Origin of the sequence: Candidatus Cyrtobacter comes (assembly GCF_034470605.1) — a bacterium.
GTDB classification, from domain to species: Bacteria; Pseudomonadota; Alphaproteobacteria; order Rickettsiales; family Midichloriaceae; genus Cyrtobacter; species Cyrtobacter comes.
Genome location: NZ_JARGYT010000072.1, coordinates 1 through 6,168, shown reverse-complemented (window position 1 = coordinate 6,168; position 6,168 = coordinate 1). Strand labels below are relative to the sequence as shown.

Annotated in this window: 4 protein-coding genes; 3 read left to right on the top strand and 1 reads right to left on the bottom strand. The window is 32.1% G+C overall.

What is annotated here, in order from left to right; genetic code table 11:
• Positions 1-85: 85 nt before the first annotated feature.
• Entirely contained in the window at positions 86-1,363 is a 1,278-nt protein-coding gene (locus Cyrtocomes_RS04820) for a Ulp1 family isopeptidase (RefSeq protein ID WP_322498063.1), read from the bottom strand.
• Positions 1,364-1,563: 200 nt separating this feature from the next.
• Here Cyrtocomes_RS04820 and recJ point away from each other — a divergent pair, with 200 nt between their 5' ends.
• From recJ to Cyrtocomes_RS04805, 3 genes are read left to right on the top strand one after another with little or no spacing between them, the layout of a single operon-like run.
• A complete protein-coding gene (gene recJ, locus Cyrtocomes_RS04815; protein ID WP_322498062.1) occupies positions 1,564-3,339 on the top strand; it encodes a single-stranded-DNA-specific exonuclease RecJ in 1,776 nt (591 codons plus the stop codon).
• Positions 3,326-4,222, top strand: a complete 897-nt coding sequence (locus tag Cyrtocomes_RS04810; RefSeq protein WP_322498061.1) for an NAD(P)H-dependent glycerol-3-phosphate dehydrogenase — start codon at positions 3,326-3,328, stop codon at positions 4,220-4,222. The genes recJ and Cyrtocomes_RS04810 overlap by 14 nt, the downstream gene beginning before the upstream one ends.
• A 16-nt stretch (positions 4,223-4,238) precedes the next feature.
• Positions 4,239-6,047, top strand: a complete 1,809-nt coding sequence (locus Cyrtocomes_RS04805) for a RecB family exonuclease (protein WP_322498060.1) — start codon at positions 4,239-4,241, stop codon at positions 6,045-6,047.
• The last annotated feature ends 121 nt before the right edge of the window (positions 6,048-6,168 follow it).

Below are 6,168 nucleotides of genomic sequence, written 5' to 3'. Positions count from 1 at the left end.
ATCGACGCTTAGCATTACGATTTGAGAAATCCGATCTCTCTTTCCTTGCCTTTATAGCTTTAGCATCTATTAAATACAACCTTTGTTAACAGTGCCTATTCTTATCCTTACTAGATTCTATTTTTTCTACAAAACTTTGTGATTTAGTAACTGATTCTGAGTTAGCACGTATGATTTTTTGATCACTAATTTGTGGTTTTTCAATTTGTTGCTTAACATCATTATCTTGCATTGAAATATTCTGCTTACCAAAATATTCAGATAGCAATTTGTTAACCCCAGAAACTATATTAATAATTTTTTCTATCAAAGATAATATATACCCCTTTTCTTGACTATTTGCAGTACTTTTAATATCTGATCCACCTGCATTACTCCGCACTATAGCATTACCTTGCTCTACAGCATTACCTGGCACTACGGCATTACCTTGCTCTGCAGCATTACTCCGCACTACGGCATTACCTTGCTCCACTATATTATTATCACTTTTACCACTAATGACCGCATTATCATGTTCTTTAGCTTGTTGTTTGGCCCATGCATTTTTAATTGTATTAACATTGCGCTGAGGCATTTCCGCGCCATTTTGTACTATATATAAATTTTTTATTTGCTCAATTCTGCAATCATCTAACTGTTTAGCATTAGTATCTGCTTGATCTATCCTGAATTTTGTTTGAGTTATATCATTGCCACTTTTAAAATTATTTATGTAATCTGTTATATTTTGAACGCTTATAGTGCCACAATCCCACCCGTTCCCTCGACCCTGCTGAACAATTTTATTTTCACTCTGTTGAAAATCTTTATCCGATAATTCGCTCTTTCCAAGAAAGCTAGAAGAGTAATATTTCAGTGAATCTTTAAGAGTTACCATAACTTTATCTTTCAAATCCTGCCTAAATTCCCCTAGAGGATCATGAAATTGTATATGAAAATTCTTTTTATCATGATCTATTTCTATTATCACAGCCCTCCAATGCTCTTTATAGTACAGCGGAATCGTTATTAATTTTAAATCCACTCTTCCCGCCGTCTCCTGCTCTAATCTATTAGCAAACCTTTTTATATCATCTCCTATATATACAAGGGTATTAGCCACCTCACCTCCATCCATTATAAATTGTGGAGAAGCAAGAAATATACCTTGTTTATTAGGCGTAAACTCCTCACCTTGATTTATAAAACCATCCAGCGGCTCAAGCGAATCCAGCCTAACTTTTGCCACCATTCCACTCATATCCTTCATACTATACAAGTATTTTCTATTTGATGAGTTATTATTTGCCAATATATCAAGCTCCTCAAATCCACCTTGCCATATATCATCTTGCTGCTCACCAGAATTCGAAGATTTCATACTTATACACACTAAAATCAGATGGTTATTGTATATATTAATTATTTGCTTATATATGTCTATAATAATTTATCTCTATATAAATATTCTCAATGCATTATTAAGCTTCTTTATATTGCTCTAGCGCCCAAAATCACAGTGCATAATTACTATATTTCTGTATAATCATCCTTGATTATAGTTGGTTAGGAGTCTTATAAGTGGATTTGTTTAATGCCAAAATGGTCTCCATGCGGAATCTAAAATGGAGCGTAAAAAAAGAAAATGAGAGAGTAAAGGAATTACTAAAACAAAAACTAAAAATTTCAGACATCCTATCTAAGCTATTGGTTAATAGACATATTCTTTCAGAGGAATCCGCAAATCTATTCTTAAAAGCCAAGCTTTATGATACACTACCAAGCCCTTTTATACTACAAGATATGCAAAAGGCAGTAGCTAGGACTGCTGATGCAATATTGAGTGGTCAAAAAATTACGATATTCGCTGATTATGATGTTGATGGAGCATCCTCTGCGGCAGTTTTATTCAAGTTTTTAGAAAAAATAAATTTTAAACCAGATGTTTATATACCAGATAGAATAAAAGAGGGTTATGGCCCTAGTAAAATAGCATTTGAACAGATAATAAAAAAGGGCGCGGATTTGATAATAACTCTGGATTGCGGTGTATCCGCCCATGAACCTATTGAGCTTGCTAATTCTAATGATATAGATGTAATAGTCATAGACCATCATATGGTACCTGATATACTACCAAATGCGCACTCTATAATAAACCCCAAACGCCCTGATGACCTTTATCCATATAAAGAAATCGCAGCTGTTACAGTAACCTTTCTATTTATAATAGCACTGAAAAAAGAACTTGTGTGCAGAGAGTACTTAAAAGAAGATATTGACCTCATGCAATTCTTAGATTTGGTCGCCTTAGGTACAATCTGCGATGTAATGCCGCTTATAAATATAAATAGAATTTTTGTAAAAAAGGGCCTATCTCTTATAAACAAGAGACAAAACAAAGGAATAGCCGAGCTTATAGATATCTCTAATATAAAAAATAAAATTACAGAATCTCATATATGTTATGCCCTAGGCCCAAGAATCAATGCAGGCGGTAGATTATCTAGAAGTGAGCTTGGAACCATGCTACTCACATCTAATGATTATTTAAAAGCCAGAAGTATTGCCATAGAGTTAAATAAGCTAAACTTAGAAAGAAGAGAAATAGAGAAAGCAGCCGTTGAGGAAGCTGTTCAATATATTGAATCTCAGATAAAAGATGGTGACCCATTAGTTTTTGCATATGGAGAGTGGTATATTGGGATAGTTGGCATAATTGCAAGTAGGTTAAAGGATAAATATAAGAGACCAGCGGTTGTTATCTCTTGCAAAGAGGATGGATCCTGCAGTGGATCTGCAAGATCTATTCCGGGCGTCGATTTTGGTAAAATAATAAATTTAGCAAAAGATAACTTTATTTTATTAACAGGCGGCGGCCATGCAATGGCTGGTGGATTCTCGTTAAAAAAAGAAAATATAGAAAAATTTAAAGAATATATAATTGAGAGAATATTAAAGTATTGCAACGCCTCTGAAGCACTAGAACTTGCATCATTTCTAGATATTGACATGCTCATATCAACATCCGCAGTCAACGAAAGTATATTAGTAGATATAGAGGCGCTCTCTCCGTTTGGGCCACATAATGAAATTCCTAAATTTGCAATTTTAGATGTTAAGCTACAGTGCATAGATATAAAGACAGACAACTTTGCCAGGCTGAAAGTATCTGATGTATTTATGGGTAGCTCTGTCTCTAGCCTTTATTGCTCTATATTCATACAAAATACCGATGAAATGAAAAGGCTTCAGGACCTACTTGGCAAAAATGTTTCAATTTCTGGCTATATTCAAAGAGATAGATCTGATAGAGCTGATTTTATTATAGAAGATATAATTTATGAACAATTATAGAAAAGTAGGAATTATTGGAGGTGGGGCATGGGGCTTAGCTGTTGCCAGTCTTCAAAATTCAAGCAAAGTAATACTTTTTTCAAGAAATAACATCGAAAACTTGCCTAAAAACGTATCATTTATAACTAATAATTTTGAATATTTATCTGATTTAGATTGCATATTCATCACCACACCCTCTTGTTTCTTCAAAAATACAATCTTAGAGATAAAGAATTATTCATCAAATAATCCAGATATTGTAATATGTACCAAGGGCTTTTCACAAGATGATGTTTTTTTGCTCTCTGACTTAGTAGCGCTTCATTACCCCAAAAGTCAAATAGGGATTCTCTCTGGACCTAATTTTGCTTCTGAAGTAATGGAAAAGATGCCAACTTCATCACTTCTTGCAAGTAAATCTAAAGAATTATTTCTTAAGGCGAAAAGCTCAATGGATTATATAAAACTTCACTACTCTACAGATATAATAGGGGCACAAATTTGCGGCGCTATTAAAAATGTTTTTGCCATAGCGTCTGGAATGCTAAAAGGTATGGGGTTTAGGGAAAATACACATTGCGCTATGATCACAAAAGCTTTACTTGAAATGGGGGATATTGTTGAGATGTTTGGCGGAGAGAGGGAGACAACTTTCAGCCTCGCTGGTATCGGAGATTTAATGCTTACTTGCAATAGTCTAGTTTCAAGAAACACGTCTTTTGGTTATGACGTTGTAAAATATGGATGTATCACGAAAGCATTAACTGGCAAAACTGTTGAAGGATATAATACATCATTACTGCTAAGAGAAAAAAATACTCATAGCCAGATAATTAAAGCAATTTATAAGATCTTATTCGAAGATGCTCCTACAGATATTCTTCTTCAAGCAATATTTTAAAAATTAAGGAAACTACATGATAGAAGTGGTATTAATACCAAGTAGCCGTGATTTTTTAAAAAGCTGTATAGAGCTATATAATAATGTTGCATTTATTACAGCCTCGCAAGAAGAAAGGGAATTTATTCAATATAGAGGTTTTTCTTGCGCAAATTATGGTGAATCAGGGCTATATACGCCTATATTCACTACCCCTATTAATTTTTCACCTAGTTTAGAGACAGAAAAATCTATTATTGCACTAAGCTCTATACCAGATTTTAAGTTTTGGGAGCAAGATCTAAAAAATATGATAAATAATTATAAGATCATTGAGCCTTTTTTATATGAAGATAATGATTATTTGGTATCCCATATACTTTCTGGAAAAGTAAATTATGAAAATAATTATAAATTATTCTCAAATCAATTAGATGAATTTTTATGGCTCGTAGATTTTTTAAAAGAAAATTCGAGAAAAAAAATATGCATAGTAACACAAGATCAAAATCATACAGATTTAGTTGTATCTTTGTTACAAAGTATAGGAACTACTGCATCTAGCTTTAGCAATAACCACACCCGTGATATGCAGGTATTTATTATTATAGGAAATTACCTTTGTGGAATTGGAATAAGCGAAGATTTGATATCTGATTTACTACGGTTATTACCTAATATGAATGAAAATACGATAATAAGTATTTTAGAAAAGGCAAAAAATAACCATATAAAAGATACAGAAATACATATTAATACATTTAAAAAAATTCTTCCTATCAATAGCTTAGAAAAGATTTTCTATAAATTATCTCTTTTAAAACAAAAGAAAATAATTTCTTATATAGATAGTCTAGAATCTTTTAGGGATAAAGGATTTATTAATACAAATGCAGAGTTATTTGTATTAGATATACAAAAATTGAGATTTTGTAATTTTGAACAATATATCGTACTTTCCTTAAGTGATTCATTTACCAACCCTAGTAAATTTTACCCAGGATTGGCAAAAATATTTACAAAGGAAAACTCAATAATTTCATGTATAGGAGAACCACCTATTTGGTTATGTAAGGCTAATAGAACAAACAATATAAAATATAGCTCAACTAAATCTTGTGGTATCAAAATACCGCAAGATTTAATGCCAAAGAAAATATCGGCAACAGGTTTAAAGCTGCTAATGAATGAGCCTTACCAGTACTATATAAAATATATTTTGGGTATTAAAGCAGAAGAAGTAAGTAGCAAAAAATCTTTATTAGGTATCACTATTCATAAGGCACTAGAGGAAGCAGCAACTTTAGAGATATCTCTAAGTGAAAAAGATTATATACTAAAATTTAAGAAAATACTGGAGGCCGCAATCATAAAACATAGTTGTGAAATAGATATTAATGCTAAAAAACTAGCTAAAAGCTTTTTAACATATCAAACACAGGATATAATCCTAGAAACCTATACAGAATTTTATGCAGAATGTGAATATTTTTATGAAGATGATAAATCTATCACTATTTATGCAAAAATAGATAGGATAGATTTTCTAGAAGATGGTAGTATTAGAGTCATAGATTATAAAACCGGCTCATTACCCAGCCTTGAATCCATTTCAAGAGGCTTAGAGCCTCAATTACCCGTCTATGCATATGTACTTAACAATAATCAGAAATTTAAGAACAAAGATATTAAATTTCTATACCTAAAACTAGATTTAAAAACCTATTCATTTGAGGAAAGGGTAGTTAAAATTGATATAGATTACGTTAAAAAAAACCTAGAGCTAGCCATTAAGCACTTTTGGAGCGGTGATTTTATTTTTACTGAAGACAAAGCCAATACATAAAACACATGTATTAAAGAGTATTATATATATCTAATCCGTCATAAAATGTCATGTCATATATGTGTTAAATAGTTCGTCAATAAAGCATTGATTTGCGCGTCGTATTTGTTTAGCTTGAGCC

What these genes read in the sequence shown, in the direction of transcription:
- Cyrtocomes_RS04805 (WP_322498060.1), top strand. Translation starts at nt 4,239, where the DNA reads ATGATAGAAGTGGTATTAATACCAAGTAGCCGTGATTTTTTAAAAAGC.
- Cyrtocomes_RS04820 (WP_322498063.1), bottom strand. Translation starts at nt 1,363, where the DNA reads ATGAAATCTTCGAATTCTGGTGAGCAGCAAGATGATATATGGCAAGGT.
- Cyrtocomes_RS04810 (WP_322498061.1), top strand. Translation starts at nt 3,326, where the DNA reads ATGAACAATTATAGAAAAGTAGGAATTATTGGAGGTGGGGCATGGGGC.